Source organism: Halobaculum sp. EA56 (assembly GCF_051195075.1).
Classification (GTDB): Archaea; Halobacteriota; Halobacteria; order Halobacteriales; family Haloferacaceae; genus Halobaculum.
The window spans coordinates 245,596-260,598 of the sequence record NZ_JBNTJX010000005.1; the positions used below are offsets into that span (position 1 = coordinate 245,596).

Consider the following 15,003-nt stretch of genomic DNA (forward strand, 5'->3'; position numbering starts at 1 on the left):
CGTGACAATCGACACCGCATCGCCGGCCGTCGGACGCCCGCCCGAGGCGCCCCCCGCACGGGGGCCGCCACGCGAGCCCCCGCCCAGGAGGTGGCGGCCGTGACCGACTGGGACGTCATCGGCTACGTCATCAGCTCCGACCACCGGGTCGCCGTCCTCGGCCGCCTGGCCGAGGGGCCGGCGACGCCGACCCGGATCGCGGACGACGTCGACCTCTCCGTCTCGCACGTCTCGCGCGCGCTGGGGTCGCTCCGCGAGGAGGACCTCGCCGAGCTGCTGGTCCCGGAGGACCGCCGGAAGGGGCGGGTGTACGGGATCACCACCCGGGGCGAGGAGGTCTGGGAGGACATCCGGGCGAAGGACCTCGCCGAGTGAGTCGTCCCGCGGTCGAGCGTCCCGCGGAGGTGTCGAGCGGGCCCGCCGGCCGCGGAGCCGTCGCGGGCGGACTGTTCTGCCGAGCCGTCGACCGCCGACCGTCGAGCCGACCGTGACCTCGACGGGTGTCGGCCCCGGCGCTCCCGTTCGAGAACGAACCCCTCGGAGGCGACCCCACGAACCCGTCGGTGGGCGTTGTGGGTCGTCCGTACGCAAGGGGGAGGAGGGGGAGCAGGCGTTGGATGTCAGGGAGATGGCGGTGAAGCCGATCCGTCCTCCCCTACGCCACGATAGGGGATCGTCGGATTTAGTTAAGAGTCCCGTACGCTCCGCCCGTCGGCGGGAGCGTTCCGGCGTCAGGCGACCAGCGCGGCCGTCAGGACGACGGCCGCGTTGTAGGCGGCGATCCCCAGGTTACAGGCGGCGCCGGCCCCGTAACAGGCGACCCGTCCGGTCCGGCCGTCGACGTCGAGCACCTCCCGCGACGACGTCGCCGCCAGCGAGAGCGTCCCCTCGACGAACAGCACGATAGCCAGCACCGTCGCGGCGGCGACGGCGAACAGCCCCACGACGGGTCCGTGCGCCCCGATCGCCGCCGCCGCGATCGGGTTCACCTCGCGGACGTTCTCCACGACCCGGAGGCCGACGAGCGTCGTGGCGATGTCCGCGCCCTTCGTCGCCACGAGCGCCGCGATCCCGGCCCGCCGGACGGACCACCGGCTCCGTACCGCGCGACCGGCGTGTTCGTCGAGCCATCCACGGGCCGTGGACTGCGACATCGCTGGCCGGAGCTCCGGTCCGAAGCGAGTTCGTTATGGACCCGGTTCGGTCCGGGCGGCGCGGCGCCGGCCCCGGTCCGGGTGACGGTCCGATCGGCACGCGAGGCTGGCGGCCGACGCGATCCGGCGGATCCGATGGAAGAGGGTCTGAGGTCGACGTTAACGGACACCTATTCGACCGTACCGTCATCATTACTTTGACATGGGGATCCTTACCGGGAACCGTGCCGGATTGGATCACGGAGGAGGAGCAGCGGAGGATTCGCAAGTTCGCAGACACCCCGCGCTACATGCGGGGACCCCACTTCCTCGAACCCGAGGAGGAAGACGAGGAAGAGGCCGAGGAATAACGGCGCGTGCCGGGCGGGGTCGACCCGCCACGAACCGGCCGACGGCGGACCGTTCGATCCGTCGAAAATAACCGACACCGTTTCTTTCGAACCCGACCGGCGAGCCGCGCGTCCGCCGCCCGCGGTCCGGGGTGTCGGGCCCGAACGCGGCGATTACCGGCCATGTCCGGGCGAATAACTAATGTGTCGCTTGGGGCACAGCGGGCCATGTGGCGCACTCGGACGGACACGACCGGACAGGGAGCGGCGGGGGCGCGGATCGCACGCACAGCGGGGAAGCCGTGACGGGGTTCGGCGCGGCCGACACGGGCGGGTCCGGCGAACAGACCGCCGAACAGGCTGCCGAACACCGTTCGGTTACCGACGCGGCGGACCTCCTCGGCGTCCTCGACAGCGACGCCTGCAGGGACGTGCTCCGTGTCCTCGGCGACGACTCGTTCACGGCCAAGGAGATCCAGCGCCGCGGCGACATCCCGCTGTCGACCGTCTACCGCTCGGTGAACGAGCTGGTGACCACGCCGCTGCTCGAGGAGACGACGCGGCTCAGCGACGGCGGGTACCACGCGAGCGAGTACTCGCGGCCCGTCGGCGCGCTCGTGATCACCTTCGAGCCGGACGCACAGCCGGCCGTGGTCGGAACCGACGGGCTCGTGCTCCACCTCTCGGTGTAGGGTCAGCGAACGGCCGGCCGGCGGCGGGCGTCTCCCGCCGTCCGTCGGTAGCTCCTCGGCGCTACGCCTTCTCGCGATACCACTCGATCGCCTCCTCTACGTGTGCCGAGAGCGGCCGCGCCGCGTAGCCGAGGTCGCGCTCGGCCTTCGCCGAGGAGTAGAACAGCCGCCGCGTCGCGAGGCGGGCCATCTCCGCGTCGAACGGGAACAGCCGCAGCCCCGCGAGCTCGTTGACGGCGCCGACGACGGGCCCGGCCGCGTGGATCGCCGCCGGCGGCACCCGGACGCTCGGGCCGCGCCCGTCGCCGTGCTCGGCGATGACGCCGAGCGCCTCGCCGTAGGTGAGGTTCTCCCCGCCGAGGACGTAGTGTTCGCCCGCGGACCCGTGCTCCATCGCAGCGAGGATCCCGTCGACCGCGTCGTCGAGCGAGACGAAGCTCGCCCCGCCCGGCAGGTACGCGACCATCTTCGGGTCGAGCGCCAGCGTGAGGAGCCGCGCCGTGAACTCCTCGTCGCCGGGGCCGAACACGGACGTCGGGTGGACCGTCACCGCGTCCAGCCCCCGCTCGGCGGCGCGGTCCACGACGGCCTCGGCGGCCGCCTTCGACTCCTGGTAGGCGCCGATGGGCTCGGCGCGGTCCGTCTCGTCGGCGGGGGTCCCGTCGTCGCGTCGGCGGGTGCCGGCGGTGCTGGTGAACACCAGGCGCTCGACGCCGGCGCGCTCGCAGGCGTCGACGACCGTCCGCGTGCCCTCCTCGTTCACCCGGCGGACGGTCTCGGCGTCCGCGGCCGCCAGTCCCACGCCCGCGAGGTGGAACACCCGGTCGTGGCCGTCGACGGCCTCGCTGACGGCCTCCGGGTCGAGGACGTCCGCGTACACCCACTCGACGTCCACGTCGGCGAGCGCGCTCACGTCCGAGCCGTCCCGGCGGGTGGCGGTCACCGACCAGCCGCGGTCGTCGAGGCGGCGACACAGCCGCGTCCCGAGGAAGCCGGTCGCTCCCGTGACGAGCGCCTCAGGCATCGTCGCCCCCGATGAACTGCGGCGGGACGACGTCCCCCGTCACGCGGGCGTACGCCCGGTAGGCCGTCGCCATCGCCTCCCCCGGTTCGCCCGACTCCTCGGACGGCTTCCGCGGGAGCGACCGACGCAGGGCGTCCGCGTCGACCCCCTCGATCGGGACGGCGGCGGCGCCCGGCGGGAGGTACGGCACGTCGTCGGCGTCCCACCCGAACAGCGACGCGGCGGTCGCGTCGACGGCCGTCGTCGCCGCGCCGCCGAACAGGACGCCGGTCGCGAGCGGGTGGCCCGCGTAGGCGGTCGTCGCGTCGACGACCGTCGCCGCCGCCCCGACCGCGGCGGCGCCCGCGGCGGCCTCCGGTGCCGAGGGCCGGCCCCCGGCGAGCCACCGCCCGAGCGTCGCCGACGCGCCCGCGAGCCGGAGATCCGGGGCGATCCGCAACGAGGGAACGACGACCACCGTCGCGGCCTCCAGCAGCGCGGGCACCTCGACCGCGACCCGACCGAGGTGGGTCTCGACGGTCCGCTCGCTCGCGTCGAGGTCCTCGCGGGCGACGACGGCCGGCGCGGTCGCGTCCGCGTCGTCGCCGTCGCGGTGGCGGGAGCCCGGCTCCGCGGCCTCCGCCCCGCGCCCCGCCGTCTCCGGGTCCGCGGCCGGGGCGCCGTAGCCGAGCAGCTCCGCGGTCCGCCGGTCGCCCACCTGCCCGTCGCCGGCGACGCCGACGAGGACACGGTCGGGGTCAGCCGTCCGGCGGATCCGGGCCGCGAGCGCCCGCACCACCGCGGGGTCCGTGACGGCCCCGGTGCTCGGGTGGTGGGGGTAGCCCGTGTCGGGCAGGAGGAGGACCAGGCCGGCGTCGTCGAGCGTCTCCGGCAGCGGGAACCCGTCGAGCGCGTCCGCGAGCGCGGCGTCGGCGCGTTCGTCCGCGACGCCGGGCGAGCTATCCACGCCGACGCCGACGACCCGCGTGCCGTCCCAGGACGCGCTCACGGCGCCGCCACCTCGCGCTCGCGGTCGAGGCCGGCCGCCTCGTAGGCCCGTTCGACGAGTTCCACGGTGCGGCGCCCCTCGGCCCCGCCCACCGGCGGCCGCTCGCCCGTGCGGACGGCCTCCACGAAGTCGCCGAGCGCCCGGTAGTGCGCCCGATAGTAGTACGTCGGTCCGAAGTACTCGGGGTCGCGTCCGGTCACGCGGCGCCAGGTGTTCGACAGCGCGGACTTCGCGGCGTGGACCGGGAGGTTGTCGGGGACGTACTCGCCGTCGTGGAGCGCGTCGGCGACGCCGTCGAGCCGGAACCGCATGTTGAGGTCCGGGGGCTCCTCCCACTGGAAGAAGCCGCACTGCAGCGTCGCGAGCGTGCCCGTCTCGGCCGACTTCAGGACGACGACGGCGGTGTCCTCGTACGGGAGGTTCAGCTGTCTGTCCGTCGAGGCGTGCTCGACGGTCAGCTCGCCGAAGAACCACTCTAGCACGTCGAACAGGTGCACGCCCAGGTCCAGCAGGGCGCCCCCGCCGGTCGCGTCGGCGTCGAGGCGCCAGTCCGGGACCGCCCGCGTCGCCGGCGGCCGCTCGAAGGGCCAGTTGTTCACGCGGCCGATGCTCGCCATGGGGACGTGCCCGAGGCGCCCCTCGTCGTAGACGCGCTTCATCTCGACGACGGACGGGAAGTAGCGGATCGTGTGGTCGACGCCGAGCGACACGTCCGCGTCCTCGGCCGCCGCCAGCATCCGGTCGGCCGACGCGAGGTCGGTCGCGAACGGCTTCTCGACGAACGCGTCGACCCCGGCCTCCGCGGCCCGGACGACGGCGTCCTCGTGGAGGAACGGCGGGAGCGCGACGACGACGGCGTCCACGGACGCCGACGCGAGGAGGTCGCCGTAGTCGTCGTACGTGTCCGCGACGCCGAAGCGGCGCGCGCGGCGCCGGTTCTCGGGAACGGCGTCGGCGACGGCGCGTACCTCGACACCGTCCATCGCCCGCGCGGACTGGAGGTGGACGGTGCCGACGTTGCCGAGGCCGAGGATCCCCAGGTCGAGCCGGTCAGTCATCGCCCGTTCCCCCCGCCTCCGGCGGTGGCCGTCGGCCAGTGTCGCTCGTGTCGTGCATGGTTATCACGTGGTGGTCGTACCCGGACGCTTCGCTCCGGCCCATTTCGGTATGCGGTCGCTATCGGCGTCGAGACGGCGTCCGTCCCGCGATCGCCGCGGTCGCGCAGCGCGGACAGCGCCGTCCCCAGGTCGCTGCACCCCTCCGACGGACCGCCGTTCGTCATCCGGAGCCACCGAGCCTCCATCAGCGAGAGCCGGTAGTGACACGTCTCCGGCTCGCGCCCGGTCCAGTACAGGTACCGGACGTCCGGGGTGTCGTCCGGGACGTACGGGCTCTCGACCGCCCGCTCGTTCGTCCGCAGCTCGTCCATCGCCACCGGGCCGGGCGTCTCGACCGGCGAGAACACGAGCCCCATCGAGCCGAGGCCGACGACGTTCACGAGCAGGACCCCGACGAGCGCCGCCGAGAGCACCCGCCGGGACCGATCCCCGGACAGGCGGGCGGCGGCCATCCCGACGCCGAGCGCGACGAACGCCAGTCCCGGGATCAGGTCGGTGTAGCCGCCGATCTCGAAGTCGACGAACAGCACGAGCAGGCCGAACCACGCGCCCCCGACGACCACCCACCAGTCCTCGCGCACGACGGGGCCCAGGTCGCGTCGGTACAGGTCCAGCGCCCGGTCGGCGAGCCCCCACGCCCCGACGAGCACGAGCGGCGACGCCCACTTGAAGTGGATCACGCCGCCGTAAACGTGTTCCAGGAGCGACGCCTCCTCGGGGAGCGCCAGCGGGACTATCACCGCCTGGACGATCATCTCCGGCACCGACCGCCACAGCACGACCACGGGGAGGACCACGAGCGCGGCGAACCCGACGCCGCCGGCGACCACCCGGGTCACCTGTCGGGGATCACGCGTCCGCGCCGCGAGGCCGACGACGATGCAGGGGAACACGAGCGCGCCCTGCCAGTAGCCGACGCTCGCGGCGGCGGCGGCGCCCGCGAGGGCCGGCCGGTCGCGCCGGTAGAGGTACACCGCGAGCAGGCCCGCCAGCAGCAGCGGGTACTTCGCCTTGAAGCCGTACACCGGCCTGACGAAGAAGCCGGGGAGCAATAGCATCGACAGCCCCGCGAGCGCCGACGCGTAGCGGTCGCCCGTCAGGTCGAAACACAGCAGACACACCAGCGCGACGATCCCGCAGGCGACGAGGACCATCAGCGCCACCGAGAGCAGGTGGTGGACGTACACGTTCCCGCCGGAGACGAGCGCGAGCGCCGCGGTCGTCTCGAACGGCAGCGGCGGCTTCGGGTCCCACGTGTCGACGTACAGGCGGCCGCCGTGCGCGATGTACCACCCGATCTGCTGGAACACGCCCGCGTCCGGCGTCATCGGCGGCCGCGTGTACGCCAGCAGGACCCGCGCGAGGAGGGTTACCTGGAGGAGGGCTGTCACGAACACGGGGACCGATACCCAGGCGCCGGGGATCGCGTCCCCGGCGGAGCCCGGGAACCGGTCGGGGAGACCGAATTCCTGTCGCTCTGCCATTCGGAGGCGCCGAGGCTCGGACCGTTGTTTAGTATACCCCCCGTAACGACATCGAGGCCGACTGTACGTCCAGATTACCGCCGTCCGGCGGCCCCCCGAGACTCCGTCTCCGGCGTCCTCCGCAGCCGAGACCGCGTTCGCCGGACTCCTCGCCCCCGACCGATATCGTGACGGCGACAGTCCCCCCCGTGGGCCCGACGCCGTCGCGAGTATTCGGCGTATACTAAATCGCGCTCCCCGGTGACCTCACCCCGATGAACGCCCCAGAGTCGGTGATGGTGGTCGCCGGGACGCGCCCGGAGTTCGTCAAGCTCGCGCCCGTGGTCGACGCGCTGGAGCGAAGCGACCGGTTCGAGACGCTCCTCGTCCACAGCGGCCAGCACTACGACGAACTGTTGAGCGAACGGCTCCGGGAGTCTGTCTCGCTCCCCGACCCCGACGTCCACCTGGGCGTCGGGAGCGCCTCCCACGCCGAGCAGACCGGCCGACTCATCACGGCGATCGGCGAGCTCCTCGAGGAACACGAGCCGACCTACACCGTCGCGCAGGGGGACACCAACACAGTGCTGGCGGCGGCGATCGCCGCCAGCAAGCGTCCAACGACGTTCTGTCACGTCGAGGCGGGGCTCCGCAGCGGCGACCGCGAGATGCCCGAGGAGACGAACCGGGTGCTCGCGGACCACGTCGAGGGGCTCTCGTTCGCCCCGACCGAGGAGGCCGCCGAGAACCTCAGGAACGAGGGCGTCACCGAGGACGTGTACGTGACCGGCAACACGGTCGTCGACGCCTGCCGGGACAACCTCGCGGAGGCGCGCGACTCCTCGGACGTGCTCGACCGCTTCGGCGTGCGCCCCGAGGAGTACGTCGTCGCGACGATCCACCGCCCGCGGAACGTCGACGACCCCGCGCGGCTCCGGCGGATCGTGAGCGCGCTCGAGGACGCGCCGGTCCCGGTGATCTTCCCGGCGCACCCGCGTACGGAGGAGGCGCTCCGGCGCGCGGGGCACGGCAGCGGCGGCTCGCTCCGCGTCGTCGACCCGCTGGAGTACCTCGACTTCCTCCGACTCCTCGACGGCGCGACCGCGGTCGTGACCGACTCCGGCGGCGTCCAGGAGGAGGCGAGCCTGCTGTCGGTGCCGTGTCTCACGGTCCGGCCGAACACCGAGCGGCCGGAGACGGTCGAGGCGGGGGTGAACGTCCTCGTCGAGCCGGACGCGATCGGCGGGGAACTCAGGAGCCTGGTGTACGACCCCGACAGGCGGGCCGCGATGACCGGCGCGCGCGACCTCTACGGCGACGGCCGGGCCGGCGAGCGCATCGTCCGGCTGCTCGCCCACCGGCTCGACCACGAGGAGCCGGAACTCGACGCCGACGCCGTCGAGGAGGTCGTCGAGTCGCCCGCCGAGTAGGACCCCTCCGACCGCCGGCGGGGCGGTCGTTCGACGGCCGCGGCCTTGCGCCGATTCCCACGCGCTGGGAGTCGGCGCGGGCGACGTTAGGGGAGCCGCTCGTCCCTGCGCCCGATGGACGACACCGACCGGCGCACGCGGACGGACGCCCCCCGCGCGGACGACGCGCCCGAGTGGGAGGTGTTCCGCCGCGGGACGACCGAGGAACCGCTGCGACACGTCGGGAGCGTCACCGCGCCCACCTCCGAGGTGGCCCACGAGCACGCCGACACGCTGTTCCCCGACGCGGTCGCCCTGTGGCTCTGTCGGAGCGACCTGGTCGAACGCTTCGACGAACGGACGTTAGGAGCTGCCTACTCGCACGACAGCGACGGGACGATGAGCGAGACGGGGACCGACGGCGGACGCGACCGGGGGGACGCGTCCGACGGCGACCGCGCCGCCCCGCCCGGGGGTGTCGAGCCGTGATCTCCGTCAGCAAGCTCCTGTACGGGCTCGACGCCGAGGGCGACGGGCTCCGCTACGGCGACGGCGACTCCTCGGCCGAGCAGATCCGCGAGCGGAGACAGCGCCGCCCGGTCGTCGTCTGGAACGGCACCAAGCGGTGCAACCTCTCGTGTGCCCACTGCTACGCCGGCGCCGACGTGGGCGCCGCCCCGGGCGAGCTCTCGACGGCCGAGGCGAAGGGGATGCTGGACGAACTCGCCGACTACGGCGTCCCGGTCGTCCTCTTCTCGGGCGGCGAACCCCTCGTCCGCGAGGACCTGGAGGAACTAGTCGCCCACGCGAACGACGCCGGCCTGCGGCCGGTCCTCTCGACGAACGGCACCCTGCTCACCCGCGAGCGTGCCCGCGACCTCCGGGACGCCGGCCTCGCGTACGCCGGCGTCTCGGTCGACGGCCGCCGCGAGGTGAACGACGACTTCCGGGGGCAGGAGGGCGCCTTCGACGCCGCGATCCGGGGCATCGAGTCCTGTCTCGACGTGGGCCTCAAGACCGGCCTCCGGTACACGGTCACCGAGGCGACCGTCCCCGACATGGAGGAGGTGGTCGACCTGCTCACGGACGTGGGCGTCGACCGCTTCTGCTTCTACCACCTCGCGTACGGCGGCCGGGGGGTCCCGGACGCCGACATCACGCCGGGGGCGCGCCGCGAGGCCGTCGAGCGCCTGATCGACCTCACCCGGGAGTACCACGAGGCCGGCGAGGAGATAGAGACGCTGCTCGTGGGCAACTACTGCGACGCCGCCTACCTCGTGGCGTACGCCCGCCGGGAGTTCGGCCCCGAGCGCGCCGAGCGCGTCCGCCGCTACCTGGAGGTGAACGGCGGCGACCCCGCCGGCGAGCGCGTCGCCGACATCGACTACCAGGGGAACGTCCACGCGACCCAGTTCTGGCAGTCCTACTCGCTGGGCAACGTCCGGGACCGTCCGTTCGGCGACATCTGGGAGGACGAGTCGAACCCCCTGCTCGGCCGCCTGCGCGACCGCCCCGACAGCCTCGGCGCGGAGTGCCGCGGGTGCGCCTACTCGGACATCTGCCGCGGCGCCTCCCGGCTGCGCGCGCTCACCGTCGAGGGCGAGTTCGGCGCGCGCGACCCGCAGTGTTACCTCACGCCCGCCGAGCGGGCCGGCCCGGACGCGGTCGACCCCGACACCGGCGGGAGCGGCTCCCCGCCGTCGACGGCCGACTGACCCTCGCCGGACGCCCGCCCCGGATCCCCGCAGGTCGAGAACATGTTCGGGACCGTCCTCAGGGGCCGTCCGGACGAACCATCGCGTATGAGTTCAGTCGACGCCGACCGCGCCGCGCGGTCCGAGGCGGAAGCGGACGCCGAGGCGCGGGCCGAGACGACCGTGGAGGTGAAGGGGACCGGCCGGCTGTACGACGCGCTTCCCGAGCACCGCTTCGAGTACACCTTCGAGGGCGACACGCTCGGCGACTTCCTCGACGCCTTCCTGGACGAGTTCGACGTCGAGCACCTCCTGTTCGGGGAGGTCCCCGAGGACGAGGTGGCGAACGGCTGGGCGCCGCAGCCCGAGGAGCTTCCGGACGACTTCACCGCCAACCCCGAGGGCGAGCGAACCCGGGCGTTCGCCCGCATCTGCATCAACGGCCGGTTCAACGAGCACCTCGGCGGCTTCGACGCGGAGCTGGAGGACGGCGACCGCGTCGCGCTGATGTACCCGTTCATGTTCTGCTGCTGAGCGGGCGGGCGCGGGCGCCGGCAGGCCGGTCGCGCCGCCGTCCCCGGCCCGTGTCCTACACGATCCTTTATGACGGACGGATGAACGTGTTCGGGGGCGTCCCCAGGGGCTCGGAACCGGGTGGGTGGGTTGTGGTGATCAGGGTACAACGCACGGGTATGCGTCCGAACCCCGACGGAGGTGACCCGGCGTGGAGCTGACCCGACGCGACTTCGTCACGGCCGCGGCCGCCGGCGCGGTCTCGACGCTCGTCTCCAGCGGGTGGGCCGCCACCCAGTCGGTGGACCCGGTGACCTCGGTCGACAACCCGCTCAAGTCGTACCCCAACCGCGACTGGGAGGAGGTGTACCACGACATCTACGCGTACGACAAGGTCGATTGGACGGTCTGTCACCCCAACTGCACGCAGTCGTGCGCGCTCAACTTCTACATGAAGAACGGCGTGCCCATCCGCGCCGAGCAGATCTACCACGAGGAGGAGGGCAGTCCCGGCCCCGGCTCCCCCGGCGGGTACGAGGAGGCCGGCGTCAGCCGCCACTGGAACCCCCGGGGGTGCATGAAGGGGCTCACCCTCCACCGCCGGACGTTCGAGCCGAGCCGGATCAAGTACCCGCTCGTGCGCAAGGGGTGGGACCCCGAGGGCCCCAACCCCGAGGGCCGCGGCGAGGACGAGTTCGAGCGCGTCTCCTGGGAGGAGGCGATCGACCTCATCGCCGAGAAGATGGCGAGCCTGGAGGACGAGAAGCGCTTCCACGTGTTCAACGCCATCAAGGCCGACGGGCTGATCACCCGCCACGGCGCCGGCCGCCGCCTGGCCTCGATCTTCGGCGGCTGCGAGTGGACCGAGTACGACTGGTACGCCGACCTGCCCCCGGGGCACGTGATCACGACGGGGTACCAGACCTCCGACGCCGACGCCGCCGCCTGGCGGCAGGCCGACTACACGATCATGCAGGGGAAGAACCTCATCCACAACAAGCTCGCGGACAACCACTGGCTCCAGGAGACCCGCGAGCGCGGCGGCACGATGGTCGGGGTCTACCCCGACTACTCGCCGACGGTCCAGAAGTGCGACCGCTGGCTCCCCGTCCGCCCCGGCAGCGACGCCGCCTTCGCGCTCGGCGTCGCGTACGTGATCATCGACGAGGAGCTGTACGACCCCGAGTTCATGCGGCAGTTCACGAGCCTCCCGCTGCTCGTCCGCGAGGACACGGGCAAGTACCTCCGCGCCCACGAGGTGTTCGCGGACCACGAGCCCCCCGAGGGGGGGACCGAGGGGGAGGCGGGCGTCGCCCACCACGGCGGCGACGGCGACTGGGGCGACTTCGTCGCGCTCGACGGCGACGGCGACCCGGTCGCGGTCGCGCGCGAGGAGGTGGGCGAGGAGACGCCGGCGGACGCCCGCCTGCGGGTCGACACCGAGGTGACTCTCGCGGACGGGTCCGCGGTCGCCGTCCGGTCGGACTTCGCGCGGCAGGCCGACAACATCCTCGACAGCTACGACCCCGAGACCGTCGAGGACATCACGACTATCCCGGCGGACGCGCTCCGGAAGACCGCCCGGGAGTTCGCGGCCGCCGAGAAGGGCCAGTGGTTCACCGGCGAGGGGATCAACCACTGGTTCCACTCCAACGACTCCCTCCAGCGCACCATCTTCTTCGTCCAGTCGATGCTGGGGAACGTCGGGAAACGCGGGGCGGGCTACTACAACTACTCCGGCCAGTACAAGATCGAACTCCTCGACGGCTACCCCGCCTACGTCAACCCCGACGGGCACTCGGCCCACGGGATGTACCCCGGCTACGCGTTCGCGTTCTTCGGCGGGGAGACGCTCGACCCACACGACGTCCGCGGCGACTTCGACCGCGACCTCGACCTCGTCCCGCAGGGGGACGCCGACGAGCCCGTGATCCCGGAGGGGGCCGACTCCTACACGATGTCGCGGCCGGCGGTGCTGTGGACGATGAACTGCAACCTCCTGAACCAGACGAAACACCAGGAGCACGTCGTCGAGAACTTCGTCAAACACCCCGACACGGGCAACGAGCTGTTCGTCGTCTCGGACATGCACATGACGTACTCCGCCCGGCACGCCGACATCGTCCTGCCGGTGCCCTCGTGGCTGGAGTGCGAGTACCCCGACATCACCGTCGGCCCGGAGAACCCCTTCCTGCACATGGACAGCGGGGTGATGGACCCCATCTACGACACCAAGCAGGACGGGGAGATCTGCGCGCTCGTCGCCGAGAAGCTCGACGAGAAGATCCCGCCCGAGGAACGGAACGTCGACTCCTACCGCGAGTACTTCGCGGAGTTCCTCGACGACGACGGGGACGTCCGCACCTACATCCAGGAGGCGCTCGACGCCGGGATGACCACCCGCGACATCGACGTCGAGGACATCGAGGACGGGCCCGTCCGGCTCCAGCTCAAGACGTACCCGCGGGTGCCGTTCTACTCGCAGATCCACGAGGACCGGCCCTTCTACACCAAGACGGGTCGCATGGAGTTCCACAAGGAGGAGGACCGCTTCCTCGAACTCGGCCGGGCCGACCTCGACCACTTCGAGAGCCCCGAGGGGACCCCCTACGGGACGAACGCGAAGTGGGAGGAGGCCAAGGACGAGGAGAACCCGCTGTACCACGACCAGGGGTACCAGTTCTACTACAACACCCCCCACCCGAAGTACCGCACCCACTCCTCGTGGGGGATGACCGACTGGAACCTCGTGTGGTCCAGCCGGGACTTCGGGTCGACCAACGCCGACCCCGAGGGGACCGAGCGGCTCGTCGACGACTTCTCGTTCCCCGCCGGCGACGGCGAGACGAACGACGCGCCGCCGCTGGGCGAGGCCTTCGTCGAGATCCACCCCGAGGACGCCGCCGACATCGACGTGGAGAACGGCGACTACGTCCGCATCACGGGCAAGCGGGGCGACCTGGTCGTGCGCGCGATGGTGAGCGAGCGCCAGCGCCCCCGCTCGGCCGGCGACATGGGCCAGCTCACCATCTGGCACGGCTGGTGGCCCCAGCACTTCCCGGACGACGAGGAGAACGACGACTCGATCACTGGGTACAACGTCACGACCAACATCTGGCTCGACCCCGCCCAGGAGACCGACGACCTCGTCCACAAGGGGGTGTTCGGCGACCCCAACATCTCCGAGCAGGTCGAGGAGGACCTCGCGTGGCACGGCGCCACGCTGGAGGCGGGCTACGAGGAGACGGTTTGGGCGCCGACGGGAACGAACCGCGACGACCTCGTCACCGTCGAGAAGTACGAGGAGGCGGACTGGTGGCCCGGCGACGCCCGGAAGGACGACCTCGTGAGCGACTACGTCGGCGGAACGCTGCAGACGGACGGCGGACGAGACGCCGACGCCGACGGCGACAGCGGAGGTGACTCCTGATGCCGCAGACCTACAACCCGCAACTGGGCCGCGAGCACAGCTACCCCTACGAGCACCGCGAGGAGGAGCGCGACTGGCACTGGGGGATGGTGATCAACACGAACCGGTGCATCAACTGCAACACCTGCTCGTTCGCGTGCAAGTCCACCTGGACCAGCGGCGAGGGCGAGGAGTACATGTGGTGGATGAACGTCGAGACCGAGCCGTACGGCGGCTACCCGATGGGCTGGGACATGCGCCTGCTCGACGACCTCGACGCGAACGAGACGATATTCGAGGCCGCCGAGGACGGCGAGCAGGTCCGCGGGTACGTCGCCGCCAAGGAGGAGTGGGAGTACCCCGCCCTCGGCGACGACCAGTCCCACGGGGAGTACCCGACCGGCGAGGTGGTCGAGTCCGACCCCCACGAGGAGCAGTACCACGACATGTGGCAGTTCTACCTGCCGCGCCTGTGCAACCACTGCAAGAACCCCGCCTGCCTGGCGGCGTGTCCGCGGCAGGCGGTCTACAAGCGCGAGGAGGACGGCATCGTCCTGCTCGACCAGGAGCGGTGCCGGGGGTACCGCCGGTGCGTGAAGGCGTGCCCGTACCACAAGCCGATGTACAACCCCGAGACGGGCATCACCGAGAAGCCCGTCGGCTGCTTCCCCCGCATCGAGGACGGCAACGTCCCGCGATGCGTCTCCTCGTGCATCGGGAAGACGCGCCTGCACGGCAACATCAACCGCGGGCCGGACGCGGGCCACCCGAACGGCGTCTCCTCGGCGGCCGACGGCCGCTCGCCGATCAACTACCTCGTCAAGTCCGACGAGAAGGTCGCGCTCCCGCTGTACCCCCAGTTCGGCACCCGGCCGCAGGTGTTCTACATGCCGCCGTATCACGTGCCCCCGGAGTTCCTCACCCAGATGTTCACGCCGAACGTCGAGGAGAAGCGCAACGACTGGCCGGGTTCCACCTACGAGGAGTCGGTGAAGATAATCCAGCAGCGCGCCCGCGACCCGAGCCACCACGTGCTCGGCATCCTCCAGCTGTTCGGCGCGACCACCCGGCTCATCGAGACGTACCGGGTGAAGGAGAACCGCGTGAAGGGGTGGGACCGCAAGGGGAAGAAGGTCGTCGACATGCCCATCGAGGAGCCCATGGAGGTCCGCGAGGGCGAACAGTGGACCAACCAGCCGTGAGGTGACCG

General features: G+C 71.9%; 14 protein-coding genes. 9 read left to right on the forward strand and 5 right to left on the reverse strand.

What is annotated here, in order from left to right; translation table 11 throughout:
- The first annotated feature begins 90 nt into the window (after positions 1-90).
- Positions 91-375 carry an ArsR family transcriptional regulator gene (locus ACQUQ1_RS10935; protein WP_435064330.1) on the forward strand — a complete coding sequence of 95 codons (285 nt, stop codon included), beginning with the start codon at positions 91-93 and terminating at the stop codon, positions 373-375.
- A 356-nt stretch (positions 376-731) separates the two neighbouring features.
- On the opposite strand, the gene ACQUQ1_RS10940 is transcribed toward ACQUQ1_RS10935, so the two are convergent.
- The gene (locus tag ACQUQ1_RS10940; RefSeq protein ID WP_435064331.1) at positions 732-1,154 is read right to left on the reverse strand and encodes a hypothetical protein; all 423 of its coding nucleotides are present in this window, start codon (positions 1,152-1,154) and stop codon (positions 732-734) included.
- Between the two features lie 224 nt (positions 1,155-1,378).
- On the opposite strand from ACQUQ1_RS10940, the gene ACQUQ1_RS10945 reads away from it, so the two are divergent.
- Together ACQUQ1_RS10945 and ACQUQ1_RS10950 are read left to right on the forward strand one after the other, a co-directional pair.
- Positions 1,379-1,504, forward strand: a complete 126-nt coding sequence (locus ACQUQ1_RS10945) for a hypothetical protein (protein ID WP_435064332.1) — start codon at positions 1,379-1,381, stop codon at positions 1,502-1,504.
- Positions 1,505-1,713: 209 nt separating this feature from the next.
- Positions 1,714-2,175, forward strand: a complete 462-nt coding sequence (locus ACQUQ1_RS10950) for a hypothetical protein (protein ID WP_435064333.1) — start codon at positions 1,714-1,716, stop codon at positions 2,173-2,175.
- A gap of 61 nt (positions 2,176-2,236) precedes the next feature.
- Here ACQUQ1_RS10950 and ACQUQ1_RS10955 read toward each other — a convergent pair whose 3' ends face one another.
- Genes ACQUQ1_RS10955 through ACQUQ1_RS10970 form a run of 4 tightly spaced genes read right to left on the reverse strand, consistent with a single transcriptional unit; the run spans position 2,237 to position 6,789 of the window.
- Positions 2,237-3,199 (reverse strand): NAD-dependent epimerase/dehydratase family protein, encoded by a 963-nt coding sequence (locus tag ACQUQ1_RS10955; RefSeq protein WP_435064334.1) that lies wholly within the window; start codon positions 3,197-3,199, stop codon positions 2,237-2,239.
- Positions 3,192-4,187 carry a hypothetical protein gene (locus ACQUQ1_RS10960; RefSeq protein ID WP_435064335.1) on the reverse strand — a complete coding sequence of 332 codons (996 nt, stop codon included), beginning with the start codon at positions 4,185-4,187 and terminating at the stop codon, positions 3,192-3,194. Before ACQUQ1_RS10960 ends, ACQUQ1_RS10955 begins: the two co-directional genes overlap by 8 nt.
- Positions 4,184-5,245, reverse strand: coding sequence for a Gfo/Idh/MocA family protein (locus tag ACQUQ1_RS10965; protein ID WP_435064336.1), 1,062 nt, complete (start codon positions 5,243-5,245; stop codon positions 4,184-4,186). Before ACQUQ1_RS10965 ends, ACQUQ1_RS10960 begins: the two co-directional genes overlap by 4 nt.
- On the reverse strand, positions 5,242-6,789 hold the full coding sequence (locus ACQUQ1_RS10970; RefSeq protein ID WP_435064337.1) for a DolP-mannose mannosyltransferase: 1,548 nt from the start codon (positions 6,787-6,789) through the stop codon (positions 5,242-5,244). Before ACQUQ1_RS10970 ends, ACQUQ1_RS10965 begins: the two co-directional genes overlap by 4 nt.
- Before the next feature lie 254 nt (positions 6,790-7,043).
- On the opposite strand from ACQUQ1_RS10970, the gene wecB reads away from it, so the two are divergent.
- The 6 genes from wecB (at position 7,044) to ACQUQ1_RS11000 (ending at position 14,995) form a co-directional block, all read left to right on the forward strand.
- A complete protein-coding gene (gene wecB, locus ACQUQ1_RS10975) occupies positions 7,044-8,198 on the forward strand; it encodes a non-hydrolyzing UDP-N-acetylglucosamine 2-epimerase (RefSeq protein ID WP_435064338.1) in 1,155 nt (384 codons plus the stop codon).
- A gap of 114 nt (positions 8,199-8,312) precedes the next feature.
- On the forward strand, positions 8,313-8,666 hold the full coding sequence (locus ACQUQ1_RS10980) for an Htur_1727 family rSAM-partnered candidate RiPP (RefSeq protein ID WP_435064339.1): 354 nt from the start codon (positions 8,313-8,315) through the stop codon (positions 8,664-8,666).
- Positions 8,663-9,892 carry a TIGR04347 family pseudo-SAM/SPASM protein gene (locus ACQUQ1_RS10985; protein WP_435064340.1) on the forward strand — a complete coding sequence of 410 codons (1,230 nt, stop codon included), beginning with the start codon at positions 8,663-8,665 and terminating at the stop codon, positions 9,890-9,892. Before ACQUQ1_RS10980 ends, ACQUQ1_RS10985 begins: the two co-directional genes overlap by 4 nt.
- A gap of 87 nt (positions 9,893-9,979) precedes the next feature.
- The gene (locus ACQUQ1_RS10990; RefSeq protein ID WP_435064341.1) at positions 9,980-10,405 is read left to right on the forward strand and encodes a pterin cluster protein; all 426 of its coding nucleotides are present in this window, start codon (positions 9,980-9,982) and stop codon (positions 10,403-10,405) included.
- Between the two features lie 190 nt (positions 10,406-10,595).
- On the forward strand, positions 10,596-13,814 hold the full coding sequence (locus ACQUQ1_RS10995; protein ID WP_435064342.1) for a molybdopterin-containing oxidoreductase family protein: 3,219 nt from the start codon (positions 10,596-10,598) through the stop codon (positions 13,812-13,814).
- A complete protein-coding gene (locus tag ACQUQ1_RS11000; protein ID WP_435064343.1) occupies positions 13,814-14,995 on the forward strand; it encodes a 4Fe-4S dicluster domain-containing protein in 1,182 nt (393 codons plus the stop codon). The genes ACQUQ1_RS10995 and ACQUQ1_RS11000 overlap by 1 nt, the downstream gene beginning before the upstream one ends.
- Positions 14,996-15,003 lie beyond the last annotated feature (8 nt).